This is a genomic window from Streptomyces sp. SudanB5_2050 (assembly GCF_964272335.1).
In the GTDB taxonomy this organism is placed as follows: Bacteria; Actinomycetota; Actinomycetes; order Streptomycetales; family Streptomycetaceae; genus Streptomyces; species Streptomyces rochei.
The window spans coordinates 5,119,262-5,134,106 of the sequence record NZ_OZ186760.1 but is presented as its reverse complement, the minus strand read 5'-3'; the positions used below and the strand labels follow the sequence as shown (position 1 = coordinate 5,134,106).

15 protein-coding genes are annotated in these 14,845 nt (G+C 73.1%); 8 read left to right on the top strand and 7 right to left on the bottom strand.

The window, feature by feature from the left end:
* Positions 1–143: 143 nt before the first annotated feature.
* Positions 144–1,166, bottom strand: coding sequence for an alpha/beta fold hydrolase (locus ACFZP7_RS23045; RefSeq protein ID WP_031016207.1), 1,023 nt, complete (start codon positions 1,164–1,166; stop codon positions 144–146).
* A 231-nt stretch (positions 1,167–1,397) separates the two neighbouring features.
* Here ACFZP7_RS23045 and ACFZP7_RS23040 point away from each other — a divergent pair, with 231 nt between their 5' ends.
* The 4 genes from ACFZP7_RS23040 to ACFZP7_RS23025 all read left to right on the top strand — a co-directional run bounded on the left by ACFZP7_RS23040 (position 1,398) and on the right by ACFZP7_RS23025 (position 3,337).
* Positions 1,398–1,619: a hypothetical protein gene (locus ACFZP7_RS23040; protein ID WP_019327020.1), complete on the top strand. Its 222-nt coding sequence runs from the start codon at positions 1,398–1,400 to the stop codon at positions 1,617–1,619.
* A gap of 229 nt (positions 1,620–1,848) precedes the next feature.
* A complete protein-coding gene (locus ACFZP7_RS23035) occupies positions 1,849–2,490 on the top strand; it encodes a TetR/AcrR family transcriptional regulator (protein ID WP_029393682.1) in 642 nt (213 codons plus the stop codon).
* Between the two features lie 156 nt (positions 2,491–2,646).
* Positions 2,647–2,874, top strand: a complete 228-nt coding sequence (locus tag ACFZP7_RS23030) for a DUF3107 domain-containing protein (protein WP_019327022.1) — start codon at positions 2,647–2,649, stop codon at positions 2,872–2,874.
* 193 nt (positions 2,875–3,067) lie between these two features.
* Positions 3,068–3,337 (top strand): hypothetical protein, encoded by a 270-nt coding sequence (locus ACFZP7_RS23025; RefSeq protein ID WP_030971187.1) that lies wholly within the window; start codon positions 3,068–3,070, stop codon positions 3,335–3,337.
* A gap of 187 nt (positions 3,338–3,524) precedes the next feature.
* On the opposite strand, the gene ACFZP7_RS23020 is transcribed toward ACFZP7_RS23025, so the two are convergent.
* The gene (locus tag ACFZP7_RS23020; RefSeq protein ID WP_019327025.1) at positions 3,525–4,298 is read right to left on the bottom strand and encodes a ferritin-like domain-containing protein; all 774 of its coding nucleotides are present in this window, start codon (positions 4,296–4,298) and stop codon (positions 3,525–3,527) included.
* Between the two features lie 523 nt (positions 4,299–4,821).
* Between ACFZP7_RS23020 and ACFZP7_RS23015 the strand changes: the two genes are divergently transcribed.
* Positions 4,822–7,596 (top strand): DEAD/DEAH box helicase, encoded by a 2,775-nt coding sequence (locus ACFZP7_RS23015; protein ID WP_385638511.1) that lies wholly within the window; start codon positions 4,822–4,824, stop codon positions 7,594–7,596.
* Positions 7,597–8,022: 426 nt separating this feature from the next.
* On the top strand, positions 8,023–8,904 hold the full coding sequence (locus ACFZP7_RS23010) for an alpha/beta fold hydrolase (protein ID WP_385635484.1): 882 nt from the start codon (positions 8,023–8,025) through the stop codon (positions 8,902–8,904).
* 142 nt (positions 8,905–9,046) lie between these two features.
* On the opposite strand, the gene ACFZP7_RS23005 is transcribed toward ACFZP7_RS23010, so the two are convergent.
* A complete protein-coding gene (locus ACFZP7_RS23005) occupies positions 9,047–9,943 on the bottom strand; it encodes an NYN domain-containing protein (protein ID WP_019327029.1) in 897 nt (298 codons plus the stop codon).
* 247 nt (positions 9,944–10,190) lie between these two features.
* Here ACFZP7_RS23005 and ACFZP7_RS23000 point away from each other — a divergent pair, with 247 nt between their 5' ends.
* Entirely contained in the window at positions 10,191–10,343 is a 153-nt protein-coding gene (locus ACFZP7_RS23000; protein ID WP_007444413.1) for a hypothetical protein, read from the top strand.
* A gap of 69 nt (positions 10,344–10,412) precedes the next feature.
* Here the strand turns inward: ACFZP7_RS23000 and ACFZP7_RS22995 are convergent, their stop codons facing one another.
* From ACFZP7_RS22995 to ACFZP7_RS22985, 3 genes are all read right to left on the bottom strand, one after another.
* Entirely contained in the window at positions 10,413–11,018 is a 606-nt protein-coding gene (locus tag ACFZP7_RS22995) for a MarC family protein (RefSeq protein ID WP_019327030.1), read from the bottom strand.
* Between the two features lie 55 nt (positions 11,019–11,073).
* Positions 11,074–11,931, bottom strand: a complete 858-nt coding sequence (locus tag ACFZP7_RS22990; RefSeq protein WP_030971178.1) for a PHP domain-containing protein — start codon at positions 11,929–11,931, stop codon at positions 11,074–11,076.
* Positions 11,932–12,190: 259 nt separating this feature from the next.
* A complete protein-coding gene (locus tag ACFZP7_RS22985) occupies positions 12,191–12,832 on the bottom strand; it encodes a DUF6758 family protein (RefSeq protein ID WP_125773211.1) in 642 nt (213 codons plus the stop codon).
* Between the two features lie 157 nt (positions 12,833–12,989).
* Between ACFZP7_RS22985 and ACFZP7_RS22980 the strand changes: the two genes are divergently transcribed.
* Positions 12,990–14,213, top strand: coding sequence for an MFS transporter (locus ACFZP7_RS22980; protein WP_062132315.1), 1,224 nt, complete (start codon positions 12,990–12,992; stop codon positions 14,211–14,213).
* Positions 14,214–14,235: 22 nt separating this feature from the next.
* Here the strand turns inward: ACFZP7_RS22980 and ACFZP7_RS22975 are convergent, their stop codons facing one another.
* Entirely contained in the window at positions 14,236–14,832 is a 597-nt protein-coding gene (locus ACFZP7_RS22975; protein ID WP_385635481.1) for a suppressor of fused domain protein, read from the bottom strand.
* Positions 14,833–14,845: the final 13 nt, after the last annotated feature.

The window sequence follows — 14,845 nt, the reverse complement described above, 5'->3', positions numbered from 1 at the left end:
CACCGGCGGCGCCTGGTCGCCGGCCGGAGGTTCGGGTGCCCGGCGGCGTCCCAGGAGCCCCGGCCGGTTCTCCCGAGCGGAGGTGTCCGCGCCGGCGGGCTTGGGAGCGGGTCCGCGTCGGCTGTGGCGTCCCACGTCGCGCCTCAGCCTCCTGTGGTCTGGTCGGCGGTCTCGTCCCCGAGGACCCCGTCGGTCCGCTCGTCGGCCGCCGGCTTCGCGGTGTCCGCGAGGAGTTCACGGAACGCCGTGGCCACCGTCTCCGGATACTCCATCATCGCCACGTGACCCGCGTCCGGCAGGGTGAGCAGCCGGGAGTCACGGAAGGCGCGGGCGGCCCGCTGGGCCATGCGGTAGCCGACGAGTTGGTCCCGACCACCGTAGACCAGGAGCGTGGGTGCGAGAACCCGTTCGGCCTGTCGCCACAGCGCGTGCTGGCCGCCCAGCGTGTACGCGTTGACGATGCCGCGCGCGGAACGCGCCATCGCGTCCCAGAAGTACGGCAGTTGCAGCCGCCGCTCCATCTCCTCGACGGCGTTGCGGAAGCCCTCCTCGCTCACCCTCCCGGGGTCGCCGTAGCAGAGCGCGGTGACGCCGCGCACCCGCTGCTCCGCGGTCCACTCCCGGGTGAGCCGGGTGAACAGCGCCGCCACCCCCGGCACCGCCAGCAGCCCCGTCGGCACGGCGCTGCGCTGCACGCGGATCTCCGGCAGCGCCGGTGACACCAGGGTCAGCGTCCGCACCAGGTCGGGGCGCGCGGCGGCGACCCGGGTGGTGACGGCGCCGCCGAGCGAGTTGCCGAAGAGGTGCACGGGACCGCGCCCGGAAGCGTCGAGGTAGCGGATGACCGCGCGCGCGTGTCCGGTGATCGAGTAGTCGCCGTCGTCCGGCGGCGGGGAGTCGCCGAAACCCGGCAGGTCCAGCGCCTCGTTGTCGACCACGCCGTCCAGCAGCGGCATCAGCGCCGACCAGTTCTGCGAGGAACCGCCGAGGCCGTGGACGTAGAGGGCGGGCGGCAGTCCCTCGCGGGCGGGCGGGCGCGAGCGCACCGTCAGGGTGACGCCGGGCAGATGGACCGACCTCAGACGCTCACCGTCCGCGACCTTGACGGCCGAGACCTTCGGCAGCACGTTGGCGGGCGAGGCGGACGGCTGCTCGGTCGAAGACATGCGGCAATGTTACGAGACGATCACGCAGTGGTTCATGTGTTCGCCATCACAAGGGGGGTGGGTCGCTTCCCTCTCCGGGTACCCATGACCGCACCCACCGCCCCCACGGAGGGCCACGGAGGGCCCCGGACGACGCATGGCGTCCGGAACGGGTGTCTCCTACGCTCGTGGAGTGGGCACCCGCGTGTGGCCCCTGCACCTTCAGGGACGTTCGTAAGAAGGGAGCCCGGCATGACCGTCGATCCGACCGACCCCGAGACCTTCGAGGACGAGGCACAGGAAGCGGAGGAGTTCGACGTCGAGGCGCCGGACGCCGACGCGGCCGAGCAGAAGAAGGACATCGCGCCGGAGCGCGACGACCCGCTGACCGGCCACGACCCGGGCCGCGCCAACGAGGCCGACCTGGCGGAGCAGGCCCGGATCGTCTCCCACGACGAGGACGACTACCGCTGATCGGCCGGCCCGCCGCGCGACGACGGCGGCGGCGAAAAGGCCCGATGAGCAGGGACGAGCAGGAAGGAGGCGGATTTCTGCCCGGCCTGGACCCTTTTGAAACCTGTTGTGCGGCTTTCGTCACCGTCCGGTCCGTGAAATTCTGCGCTCGCACCGCACACAGCACGGTTACCGAAAAGTACGATGGCGGCGCGGCGCACACCGCACGAGGACGACTATGGGAGGCGGCGTGACAGCCATCGAGCAGACAGAGGCGGTACGCCCGCGGGGCACACGCCTTCCCCGCCGAGCCCGACGCAACCAGCTGCTGGGCGCCGCACAGGAAGTGTTCGTGGCCCAGGGGTACCACGCGGCCGCGATGGACGACATCGCCGAACGGGCGGGCGTCAGCAAGCCGGTGCTCTACCAGCACTTCCCGGGCAAGCTCGACCTCTATCTCGCCCTGCTGGACCAGCACTGCGAGGCCCTGATCCAGTCCGTGCGCCACGCGCTCGCCTCGACGAGCGACAACAAGCAGCGCGTGCGGGCCACGATGGACGCCTACTTCGCGTACGTCGAGGACGACGGCGGCGCCTTCCGCCTGGTCTTCGAGTCGGACCTGACCAACGAGCCCGCCGTGCGCGAGCGCGTCGACAAGGTCACCAACGAGTGCGCCGAGGCGATCTGCGACGTCATCGCCGAGGACACCGGCCTCTCGCGGGCCGAGTCGATGCTGCTGGCCTCCGGGCTGGGCGGGCTCGCGCAGGTGGTGGCCCGTTCCTGGCTGCACAGCGACCGCAGTGTGCCACGCGACCAGGCGGTGCAGCTGCTGACCTCGCTGGCCTGGCGGGGCATCGCCGGTTTCCCGCTGCACGGCACCGAGCAGCACTGACCGGCACGGCCGCGGGACGCACGGGACGCCTGTTCCCGTCGGCTGTTCGCTCCTGGCGTTCTCCGGCGGAGCGTGTACGTCCCCTCACCGGGCTAATGTGTGCTGGGTACGGCGCGGAAGATCGCGCACTTCACTGACCGTCGGAGGGACATAGCCGTGGAGGTCAAGATCGGCGTGCAGCACGCGCCCCGCGAGATCGTTCTGGAGAGCGGTCAGAGTGCCGAGGAGGTCGAGCGTGTGGTGGCCGAGGCACTGGCCGGCAAGTCGCAGCTGCTGAGCCTCGTGGACGAACACGGCCGCAAGGTCCTGGTGCCGGCCGACCGTCTCGCCTACGTCGAGATCGGCGAGCCGTCCCCGCGCAAGGTGGGCTTCGGCGCGCTGTAGGCCGCGGAGACGGGACGACGACGGACGACATACGGGAGGGGCCCGGCGGTGAGTCACCGCCGGGCCCCTCCCGTATGTCGTGCGCACGGGTGGAGCACAGTTCACCCACAGAGGGAGGGTTGTATTCCGCAGGTCAGGGGTAAGACGGCTGTGACCGTTTCGGGCAGGCCGGCCGCGTGGGAGGGACCCCGACATGCTCTTGGAAGCGCTCTGCGCCGCGATCCTCGGCCTCGCCCTGGCCTGGGCCGCCGCCCACCGGCTGCCGCACCGTCTCCCCGCCCGCGTCCTGGTGCTGCCGACGGGCATCGCCGGGGCTCTCTTCGGGGCGTTCGTCACGCACACCGCGCTGGGCGCCGCCGGTCTCCCGCTCGTCCTGCTGGGCTCGGCGGCCCTGTCCGCGTGCTCGTTGTCCCTGCTGCTGCGGCCCGCGACCAGGCTGCGCCGGCGCTCGGCCACCGCCTGAGCGCCCGCCTCCCGACCGCTGCCCGCGACCGCCGCTGCTGCCGGCAGCCGCGCGCGGGGCCACCGCACGCGGGCCACCGCACGCAGCCGTCGCGACGACCACAGGGGGCTGCCACCGGGCCGGCCCCGAGCCCTAGCCCGGTATCGGCCCCGCCCCCGAGCCCTGTATCGGCCCCGAGCCCGTCAGGTCAGGCCGCGAGCCCCAGGGCCGCCATCCGCTTGGTGTGGGCCTCGGTGATCCGGGAGAACATCCTGCCGACCTCGGCGAGGTCGAAGCCGTCCGCCACCCCGCCCACGAGCATCGTCGACAGCGCGTCCCGGTCGGCGACCACGCGCTGGGACTGGGACAGCGCCTCGCCCATCAGCCGCCGCGCCCACAGCGCGAGCCGCCCGCCCACGCGCGGGTCCGCGTCGATCGCCGCCCGCACCTTCTCCACCGCGAAGCCCGCGTGCCCGGTGTCGTCCAGCACCGCCAGCACCAGTTCACGGGTGTCGGAGTCGAGGCGGGCCGCGACCTCGCGGTAGAAGTCGCTGGCGATGGAGTCGCCGACGTACGCCTTGACCAGGCCCTCCAGCCAGTCCGAGGGGTCCGTCTGCTTGTGGAAGCCGTCGTACGCGGCCACGAAGGGCTCCATCGCCGCCGTCGGCTCCTCGCCGATCTCGGCGAGCCGGTCGCGCAGCCGCTCGAAGTGGTGGAACTCGGCCGACGCCATCTTCGCCAGCTCCGCCTTGTCCGCCAGCGTGGGCGCCAGCTTGGCGTCCTCCGCGAGCCGCTCGAACGCCGCCAGCTCGCCGTACGCGAGCGCGCCGAGCAGGTCCACGACCGCGGCGCGGTACTGCGGATCGGCGGCGGCCGTGGCCCAGTCCAGGGCGGCGACTCCGGTGGCCGCGGGGCCCTCCTCGGCTCCGGTGGTCTCGGCGGGGGCGTCTGCGGCGTTGCCAGGCTTGTCAGAGCTCGTCATGCAGCGCACAATAGCCCGCCCCTCGCCTGCGGGAAGGCCCCCGGTCGGCCCAGGTCGGCGCCCGAACGGCCGTCCTCGATCAGTGTGACGACGACTACGTGACCAAATCGGCCATCGCGTGTGCACGAATCCGGGGTATGGTGGTAATGCGCCTGCCGAGTATGTGACGTACGGGTACGTGACATCATCGTCGGGCCGCACGCATGAGGATGCCCGGTCGGTGGCCCGATCGGCTCCGACCCGACAGCCCTCCCTCCGTACGCCATGCTGCGTACGGATCCCGGAGGGGGACCCTCAGTGGTACGAGCGCTGGAGCGTCGACAGAGGTCCCGTGTCCTACGGCTCACCCGTAAGGCAGCCGACGTCCCCGACACGGTCCGGCACGACCCGCGCGCTCGCCTCGCACCACGCACACAGAAGAGGCAGCACCCTGACTACGACGTTCCGATCCCTCGGGATCCTCCCCGAGACCGCCGAAGCCCTCGAGGCCGTCGGCATCATCACTCCCTTCCCGATCCAGGAGCTGACGCTCCCCGTGGCCCTCTCGGGCACGGACGTGATCGGCCAGGCCAAGACCGGCACCGGCAAGACGCTGGGCTTCGGCCTCCCGCTCCTGGAGCGCGTGACCGTCCCCGCCGACGTCGAGGCGGGCCGCGCCGCGCCCGAGTCCCTGACCGACGCGCCGCAGGCCCTCGTCGTCGTCCCGACGCGCGAGCTGTGCCAGCAGGTGACCAACGACCTCCTGACCGCCGGCAAGGTGCGCAACGTGCGCGTCACCGCGATCTACGGCGGCCGGGCCTACGAGCCGCAGGTGGAGGCCCTGAAGAAGGGCGTCGACGTGATCGTCGGCACCCCGGGGCGGCTGCTGGACCTCGCGGGCCAGAAGAAGCTGAGCCTCAAGCACGTCAAGTGCCTGGTGCTGGACGAGGCCGACGAGATGCTCGACCTGGGCTTCCTGCCCGACGTCGAGAAGATCATCAACATGCTGCCGGCCAAGCGTCAGACCATGCTGTTCTCGGCCACCATGCCGGGGGCGGTCATCGGACTGGCCCGCCGCTACATGTCGCAGCCCACGCACATCCGCGCCACCTCGCCGGACGACGAGGGCGCGACGGTCGCCAACACCAAGCAGTTCATCTACCGCGCGCACAACATGGACAAGCCCGAGATGGTGGCGCGCATACTGCAGGCCGAGGGCCGGGGCCTGGCCATGGTCTTCTGCCGCACCAAGCGCACGGCGGCCGACCTGGCCGACCAGCTCAAGCAGCGCGGCTTCGCCTCCGGCGCCGTCCACGGCGACCTCGGCCAGGGCGCGCGCGAGCAGGCCCTGCGCGCCTTCCGCAACGGCAAGGTGGACGTGCTGGTCTGCACCGACGTGGCCGCCCGCGGCATCGACGTCGAAGGCGTGACGCACGTCATCAACTACCAGTCGCCGGAAGAGGAGAAGACGTACCTGCACCGCATCGGCCGCACCGGCCGCGCGGGCGCCAAGGGTACGGCGATCACCCTCGTCGACTGGGACGACATCCCGCGCTGGCAGCTGATCAACAAGGCGCTCCAGCTCGGCTTCAACGACCCGCCGGAGACGTACTCCACCTCTCCTCACCTCTTCACCGACCTCGGCATCCCCGAGGGCACCAAGGGTGTCCTCCCGCGCTCCGAGCGCACCCGTGCCGGGCTCGACGCGGAGGAGCTGGAGGATCTGGGCGAGCCGGGCGGCCGCGGTGGCCGTGCGCGCGGCGACCGGGGTGGTCGGGGCGGCCGGGACGAGTCCCGTTCCGCCGACCGCGAGCGTGCTCCCCGTACCCCGCGTCGTCGCCGCCGGATGCGCGGCGGTGCGCCGGTGGACGCCGACGGCACCACGACCACCACGACCGCCTCGCCCACCTCGGCCGAGTCCGTGACCGGCGGTGCGGACGGCACCGCCGTGGACACCGACGCCGCCCAGGGGCCCCGCACGCTGCGCCGTCGGCGCCGTACGCGCGGCGGCGAGCCCGCTCGCGGGCCGGTGACGCCCGCCGCCACGGCCGACGAGACCGCTGCCGCACCGGCCGTGGCGGGCACCGCGCCCGCGCTGCCGGAAGCCGCGGACGCCGTCGAGGCACCCGCGAAGCCGCGCCGTCGCCGCACCCGCAAGTCGGCCGAGCCGCAGGCCACCGCGGCCGACGCCACCCCGGTGATCGAGCCGACGGCCGCTGAGCCGACGGCCGCGGAGGCCGCCCCGGTGGCCGAGGCCCCGGCGGAGAAGCCGCGCCGACGCACCCGCAAGGCCACGACCGCGGCGGCCGAGACGGCGGTCGACACGGCGGAGGCGGCGACCGAGGCCGCGCCCGCGGCGACGGAGACCAAGCCGCGCCGCACCCGCAAGGCCGCCGCCAAGGCGGAGACCGCCGCCGACACCGCCGAGGGCACCGAGGCCGCTCCGGCCCCGGAAGCGGCCGAGGCGAAGCCGCGTCGTACCCGCAAGACGGCCGCCGCGAAGGCGGAAGCCGCCGCGGACACCGTCGAGGCGACCGAGGCCGCCGAGGCCAAGCCCCGGCGCACCCGCAAGACGGCCACCGCCAAGGCGGAGACCGCAGCCGACACGGCCGAAGCCACCGAGGCCAAGCCGAAGGCACGCCGCACCCGCAAGGCCGCCCCGGCCACCGAAACGGCCGGGACCGCCGGGACCACGGCCGACATCCCCGCCCAGTCGGCGCAGGAGTCGAAGACCGCCGAGGCGAAGCCGCGTCGTACCCGCAAGACGGCCACCGCCAAGGCGGAAGCCGCCGCCGACACCGTCGAGGCGACCGAGGCCGCCGAGGCCAAGCCCCGGCGCACCCGCAAGACGGCCACCGCCAAGGCGGAGACCGCAGCCGACACGGCCGAAGCCACCGAGGCCAAGCCGAAGGCACGCCGCACCCGCAAGGCCGCCGCCACCGCCGAGACCGCCGACGGCGCGGCCCCGGCACCGGATGCTGCCGAGGCCAAGCCCCGGCGCACCCGCAAGACGGCCGCCACCAAGGCGGAGACCGCAGCCGACACGGCCGAAGCCACCGAGGCCAAGCCGAAGGCACGCCGCACCCGCAAGGCCGCCCCGGCCACCGAAACGGCCGGGACCGCCGGGACCACGGCCGACATCCCCGCCCAGTCGGCGCAGGAGTCGGAGGCCGCGCCGCGGCGCCGGACCCGTAAGGCCGCCACCACGGTCGAGGCCCCCGCCGAGGCCGCCGACGCCAAGCCGAAGGTCCGGCGCACCCGCAAGACGGCCGCCGCTTCCGCCCGGACCGCGGACTCCGCGGACTCCGGCGAGAGCTGACCGACGCCGTTCCGACCGACCGTCGGCCCGGCCCGCCACCCGTGCGGGCCGGGCCGACGGCGTTCCGGCAGCGGGCAACGCGCCAGCCCGGTCGGGCCCTGTCACCGACCCGGCCGACCGCCCTGCCCCGCCCCCGCACGCACCCACGCACCGGCCAGGTCACACGCCCCGTCCGGGCCGCGCGCACCGGACTCCGCGTCTTCCACACGCAGCCCCATCGAGCAGCCCCCCGCTCTCAGCGACGTCTCCGGCCTCGGGCCCGGCCTCAGCGCCCCCGGCCTCGGGGCCCCGGGCCCCTGGACCCGAAGCCCCGGACCCCGCCCCCGCACGCCGCACCCCCCAGTCCCCTCCCGCTCACCCGGCCGCGCCTCACGCGCCCCCCGCCTCAGCCCCCTCCCCCGGCCGACCGCCCGATAGCCTCTGCCCGTGAGCAGGAACGCCGACTTCACCCCGCCCCCCGACGCCCGCACGTACCGGCTGCGCACCGCGCGCGGTGAGTTCGCCGTCGTCGACTCGCCCGTGGCCGGCGGGGTCGAGGCAAGGGGCACGGTGCTGATGCTGCCCGGCTTCACGGGGAGCAAGGAGGACTTCACGCTGCTGCACGAGCCGCTCGGCGCACGCGGGTACCGAACGGTCGCCGTGGACGGGCGGGGGCAGTACGAGTCCGACGGGCCCGCGCACGACGAGGCCGCCTACGCGCAGAGCGAGCTGGCCCGGGACGTGCTCGCGCAGGCCGCCGCTCTCGGAACCTCGGTGCACCTCCTCGGGCACTCCCTCGGCGGCCAGATCGCGCGGGCCGCCGTCCTCCTCGACCACGCGCCCTTCATGTCCCTCACGCTGATGTCCTCGGGCCCGGCGCGGATCTCCGTCTCCCAGCAGCAGCGGGTGAAGCTGCTGCGCGACGCGCTCGACACCATGACGATGGCCGAGGTCTGGGCGGTGATCCAGGCCATGGGGCCGCCCGAGGAGGTCGGCGCCCCGGCGCCCGCGCACGGCCCCGAGGACCCGGAACGACTGCGCGACCGCTGGCTGGGCACCAAGCCGGCCCAGCTGCTCGCGACCGGGCGTCAGTTGTGCACCGAGCCGGACCGGGTCGCCGAGCTCGCCGCCACGCCCCTGCCCTGCCACGTGCTCTCCGGCGCCTACGACGACACCTGGCCCGTCCCGCTCCTGGACGAGATGGCCGTGCGGCTGGGCGCGCGCCGGACCGTGATCGACGGCGCCGAGCACTCCCCCAACACCGACCGCCCCCTGCCGACCGCCCGCGCCCTCGCCGACTTCTGGGACGGCCTGCCCCGCCGGTCGTAGCCCCGGAGGGCAGCCGACCCCGCGCACCGAAGCGGACCGGCGCGGACCGACCCGCACCACCGCCCCGACGCGGACGGCGCGCACCGACCAGCCCCCTCCCCCGGCGCAGCCGCCCCGCCCCGCGGCCACCGCCCGCGTGCGGCTAGTACTGCGCCTGGAGGTGCTCCCAGAAGCCGTCCCGCAGCGCCCGCCGCAGGTCGGGCTGGCCGCGCAGCGAGTACTGCAGCAGGCCCTCGGCCTCCACCAGCAGGTCCTGGTCCACGGAGCCGGGGAGGTAGGGGTGCCCCGGGAGGAGTTCCACCAGGGACTCGCGGCCCCGGGCGGCCAGCCATTTCGCCGCGATCTGCGCGCCGACGAAGCGGACGTCCTCACGGGCGGGACGGGCGGCGTTCGTCACCTCGTACGCCTGAGCCGTGCGCCGGGAGACGTACGGCTTGAAGAAGTCCAGGTCGAAGGTGCGCTGGCTGTCGACCTCCCAGAGCAGCGGGTCGGCCTGGTTGCGGCCCTCGGGCGCCTCGATGCCCCACAGGTGGACGCGTGCGCCGTACCCCTGGGCGGCCTCGACCGCCGACACCAGATCCTCGTCCCCGCCGAGCAGGGCCACGTCGCTGATCGCGCGGTGCCGGGCCAGGGACTCCAGGTCGGAGCGGATGAGGGAGTCGACGCCCTTCTGCTGGTTGTTGGCGTTGAGGTTGCCCAGGCGGACCTTGACGTCCGGCAGCTCGGCGATGGACTGCTGCTCGGCGGTGTGGATGCGGCGCCGGGCCCCGTCGTACCAGTAGACCCGCAGCAGGCGGCTGTCCGCGAAGATGGTGCGCGCCTTGTCGATGAGCGCATCGATCAGGCCCTCGGCGTCCAGGTCGAAGGCGCGGCGGTCCTCGGTCCCGGCCACCAGACGCCCCGCCGCCGCGTAGAGGTAACCGGCGTCGACGAAGATCGCGTGGGTCGAGGGCGTCTTCGCCACCTCGGCGAGCATGCGTTCGAGCAGCTCGTTGGTGCGATCGATGCGGGCGTTCAGGGACGCGAGGTCGTCGTTCATCACCTCCCATTGTCCCGGCGGTCACGCTGCGAACACAACTGGTCCCGGTCAGTCTTGTATCGAACACCCAGTGCTCCGCGAGCGAGCGACTTACCGGTCAGTAATTAGCCGTTCGAAAAATTTCTTTAGCGTAGGGAATGTTTGTAACACGAACCCCGTTGACTATGAACGACTCCCCGGGCACCGACGACCCGGGAGCCACACCAGTAGTTCTCCTCAGGAGGATGACCAGATCAAGGGAGAGGCCATGCGCTTTGAAGTCATGCGACTCGACGACGTCGACGGGACCCCCGTGGACACGACCGTCGTGGACGCCGCCTCCGTGAACCGCATCGTTCAACAGGCCGCCGCCATCGGGCAGCGCCTGTGGATCCGCCCCGCCGACACCTCGGCCTTGTAGCGCGGACACACCCCCGCACGCACCGGGGCCCCCGCACGGCATTCCGTGCGGGGGCCCCGTTCGCCGTACTCACGCCCCTCGGACGACCTGCGTGACCCCGTTGATGATCTGCTGCACCGCGATCGCGGAGAGCATCATGCCCGCGAGCCGGGTCACCAGCACCACGCCACCGTCCTTGATGACACGGATGATCAGCAGCGAGTACCGCATCACCAGCCACAGCACCACGTGGATCGCGAGGATCGCCGTCCACACCGAGACCTGCGCCGTCACGCTGTCGGCCTTCTCCACGGCCAGGATGACCGAGACGATCGCTCCGGGACCGGCGAGCAGCGGCATGCCCAGCGGCACGAGCGCGACGTTGACGTCCTTGGTCTGCTTCGGCTCGTCCGTCTTGCCGGTGAGCAGGTCGAGCGCGATCAGCAGGAGCAGCAGCCCGCCCGCGATCATCAGCGCGGGCACGGAGACGTGCAGGTAGTCGAGGATCCGGTGCCCGAGGAGCCCGAACACGGTGATCACGCCACCGGCGACGCAGACGGCCTGGAAGGCCATCCGCTTCTGCACCTTGGCGGGTCGGCCGGAGGTCAGCGCGAGGAAGATCGGGGTGATCCCGGGGGGATCCATGATGACAAAAAGGGTCAGGAAGAGGGAGCCGAAGACGGCGATGTCGAACATGGGTGAGCTACTGGCCTTGCGGGAGAGATGAACGTGGACGTACGGGGAGTGCGGTTCAGACCCCGCCGGCGCCCGGCACCGGGAAGGCCCCGAACGCCCGCCGCGTGATCTCCCCGTACACCTCGGGGTCCGTCGTGTACTCGCCGAGCAGGCAGGTCTTCCGGCTGCCGTGGTAGTCGCTGGAGCCGGTCACCAGGAGCCCCAGCTCCCCGGCGAGCCCGCGCAGCCGCGCCCGCGTGTCCGCGTCGTGGTCCATGTGGTCGACCTCGATGCCGTCGAGCCCGGCGGCGGCCAGGTCGGCGATGGTGGCCTCCGGCACCGTGCGTCCGCGCTTGGCGGCGGCCGGGTGGGCGAAGACGGCCACACCGCCGGCCGCCTTGATCAGGCGCAGCGCCTCGAAGGGGTCGGTCTCGTGCTTCTCCACGAAGGCCCGGCCGCCGTCGGCCAGCCAGTCCTCGGTGAAGGCGTCGCTCACGGTCGGTACGACGCCCAGCTCGACCAGGGCGGTGGCCACGTGGGGCCGGCCGACCGAGCCGTCGCCGGCGATGCGCGCGACCTGCTCCCAGGTCACCGGCACGCCCAGCGCGTTGAGCTTGGCGACCATGCCCTTGGCGCGCGGCACCCGGTCGTCCCGGACCAGCTCGCGCTCGGCGAGCAGGGCGGGCTCCTCGGGGTCGAACAGGTAGGCCAGCATGTGCATGCTGATGCCGTCGACGCGGCAGGACAGCTCGGCGCCGGTGACGAGGGTCAGCCCCTCGGGCAGCGCGGCGACGGCCTCGGCGTGACCGCGGGTGGTGTCGTGGTCCGTCAGCGCGACGACGTCCAGCCCGGCCGTGGCGGCCTTGCGGACCAGCTGGGCCGGGGTGTCCGTGCCGTCGGACGCGGTGGAGTGGGTGTGCAGATCGATGCGCACGACGCTGACTCCAAGCGGTGACGGGACGGAAGGGGACGCTCAAGGATAACCGGAACTCGGACCGCCGCTGTCACACCTGAAACGGGCCTGCGCCTACTACCGACGGGCGTCACCGCCGCACCCCACCCGGACCGCGCCCGGGTGCCGGACCCGCCGGGCGGGCCGGACCCACCGCCCCACCACACCCGGACCGCATCCCGTCGTCGGACCCGCCGGGCGGGCCGGTCATCGCCGCCGGAGCGGGCCCCGCGAGCCGGGGCTACGGCTGGATCAGCCGCGGGGACAGCGCGCCGCACGGCACCAGGTCCACCTCGGCGCCCGCGTCCCGCAGGTCGGTCAGCACCAGCTCCTCGTACATCAGCAGCCCGGACTGCTCCGGCCACGCGACGGCCCACAGCCACATCCCCAGGGCCTCGCCGGCGAAGACGGCGCGGTCGACGGGGCCGCCGGAGACGTGCCAGAGGGGGGTGGGACGGCCGGCGGCCAGCACCTTCGCCTGGGGCGGCTTCTCGACGTCCATGTACGGGCCGGGGTCCGGGGCGTCGATGCCCGCGTAGCGCGCGCCGAGACCGACGCCGAGTTCCTCCGCGACCAGGATCAGCTCGCCCGTCCCGCCGAGGGGCCCGGGGCCGGAGCAGGCCACGGCGGTCGCCCGGCCCCCGCTGCGGTCGTCGCCCGCGCAGGCCACACCCGTGAACAGCCAGCCGACCGGCAGCGGCCACGGCATCCACACCGGGACCTGCGTGCGGTGCACCACGACGCCGAGCGCCTCGACGCTGGGCGGGAGCACGGGCTGCAGCGGATGCACCGTGCCGTGCAGATCGCACTGCCAGGAATCGGCGAAGAGGCCGGGAGCCCTGACCCGGCCACCACACTTCGGGCAACTGGGTTCGCCCCTCATAGAGCCCCACGGTCCTACCCTCGCTCGCCCACGTCAAGGACGATCACCCATCCGGGCGGAAGGGCTGACCGGCGGAAATAGATGTAGCTTGCATTAGTTAGCATCGCTAACTTACTATGTGCATACACCAACTACCTCGTCGGCATTGGAGCACTGCATGGACCCCTTCGACGCGGGTGCGGGCGGCATCCTGCGGCAGCCCAAGGCGGTGTGGGCGACCGCCGGCGCGTCCGTCGTGGCCTTCATGGGCATCGGACTCGTCGACCCGATCCTGCCGTCCATCGCCCAGGGTCTGGACGCGAGCGCCAGCCAGGTCTCCCTCCTGTTCACCTCGTACTTCCTCATCACCGCCCTCGCGATGCTGGTCACCGGCTTCGTCTCCAGCCGCATCGGCGGCCGCAGGACGCTGCTGCTCGGCCTCGCCCTCGTGGTGGTCTTCGCGGGCCTGGCGGGCACCTCCGACACGGTCGGCCAGCTCGTCGGCTACCGGGCGGGCTGGGGGCTGGGCAACGCGCTGTTCGTCTCCACGGCCCTCGCGGTGATCGTCGGCGCGGCGGCCGGCGGCAGCGCGGCGGCGATCCTGCTCTACGAGTCGGCCCTCGGGCTCGGCATGGCCTGCGGCCCGCTGGTGGGCGCGCTGCTCGGCGACGCCAGCTGGCGCTACCCCTTCTTCGGCACGGCGTTCCTGATGGCGATCGGCTTCCTGTGCATCACGGCGTTCCTCAAGGAGCAGCCGAAGCCGGCCCGCAGGACCTCGCTGCTGGACCCGGTCAAGGCACTGGGCCACGGCGGTCTGGCCTCCGCCGCGGTCTCGGCGTTCTTCTACAACTACACGTTCTTCACCGTGCTGGCCTTCACCCCGTTCGTGCTGAACATGACGCCGTACAGGTCCGGCGCCGTCTTCTTCGCCTGGGGCGTGCTGCTCGCCGTCTTCTCGGTGCTCGTGGCGCCGCGCATGCAGAAGCGGTTCGGCTCGCTGAAGGTGCTCGGCGGCTCGCTGGTGCTGCTCGCCGCCGACGTGCTCGTCCTGGGCTACGGCAACCACACCGCGGCGGTCGTCTGCACGATCCTGTCCGGAGCGTTCATCGGCGTGAACAACACCGTCTACACCGAGCTGGCCCTCGGGGTGTCGGACGCGCCGCGTCCGGTGGCGAGCGCGGGCTACAACTTCGTGCGCTGGTTCGCGGCGGCCGCGGCGCCCTACTTCGCGCCGAAGATCGAGGAGTGGACCGACGTCCACATCCCCTTCGTGGTGGCGGCGGTCACCGCCGTGCTGGGCGCCGTCGTCGTCCTCGTACGACGCCGATCGCTCACCTACGAGGCGGAGGAGCTGGAGCCGAGGCACGCGACCGAGGACGGGGTCACCGTCTTCGCCAACTGACGAACGGCGACGGTGAGTTGCGTCACTCCAGCGAGGCGGACCTGCGGGACGGATCGCGCAGGTCCGTCCCCTGCGTCAGCCAGCGCTCCTGGAGGGCCTGCGCCCCGTGCACACGCTTCCAGGCGGCCTCGTTCGGCGTCATCGGCAGCAGCGGCAGGAACCGCACGGGGTCCAGCGGCGCGTCCAGCTCCAGGTCCTCCACCAGACCGCCCGGCTCGGCGACCAGGACCGAGGTGAAGGGGGCACCGGGCCACAGCGCCTCGCCGACGTCCAGCGACGCGCCCGGCGCCACGACCACACCCTCCACCTGCGGCGACGCGGCCAGCACGGCGAGCGGGCGGAGCACCTTGTCGGTGTCCGCCCGGCCGGAGCGGACGGAGAGGACCAGTTCGGCGCGGGGGCCCTTGACCGGGTCGGCGAGCACGGCCGTGGGATCGGCCATGGGCTGCGCGGACATGCCCAGGGTGGCGTACCGGACGATGTCGCCCTCCTGGCCGCCGCCCGGGAAGCGCAGCACCTCGATACGGTCGGTGCCGAGGAAGGTGACCGCCGCGCGCGCGTCCGGTTCGCCCAGGGCGCTGAGCAACCGGGCCTCGACCAGAGGAAGAACATCAACCATGCGGCGAGCATAG

Coding starts and splice junctions, on each gene's coding strand:
- ACFZP7_RS23045 (WP_031016207.1), bottom strand. CDS start 1,166: ATGTCTTCGACCGAGCAGCCGTCCGCCTCGCCCGCCAACGTGCTGCCG.
- ACFZP7_RS23040 (WP_019327020.1), top strand. CDS start 1,398: ATGACCGTCGATCCGACCGACCCCGAGACCTTCGAGGACGAGGCACAG.
- ACFZP7_RS23025 (WP_030971187.1), top strand. CDS start 3,068: ATGCTCTTGGAAGCGCTCTGCGCCGCGATCCTCGGCCTCGCCCTGGCC.
- ACFZP7_RS23020 (WP_019327025.1), bottom strand. CDS start 4,298: ATGACGAGCTCTGACAAGCCTGGCAACGCCGCAGACGCCCCCGCCGAG.
- ACFZP7_RS23005 (WP_019327029.1), bottom strand. CDS start 9,943: ATGAACGACGACCTCGCGTCCCTGAACGCCCGCATCGATCGCACCAAC.
- ACFZP7_RS23000 (WP_007444413.1), top strand. CDS start 10,191: ATGCGCTTTGAAGTCATGCGACTCGACGACGTCGACGGGACCCCCGTG.
- ACFZP7_RS22995 (WP_019327030.1), bottom strand. CDS start 11,018: ATGTTCGACATCGCCGTCTTCGGCTCCCTCTTCCTGACCCTTTTTGTC.
- ACFZP7_RS22985 (WP_125773211.1), bottom strand. CDS start 12,832: ATGAGGGGCGAACCCAGTTGCCCGAAGTGTGGTGGCCGGGTCAGGGCT.
- ACFZP7_RS22980 (WP_062132315.1), top strand. CDS start 12,990: ATGGACCCCTTCGACGCGGGTGCGGGCGGCATCCTGCGGCAGCCCAAG.
- ACFZP7_RS22975 (WP_385635481.1), bottom strand. CDS start 14,832: ATGGTTGATGTTCTTCCTCTGGTCGAGGCCCGGTTGCTCAGCGCCCTG.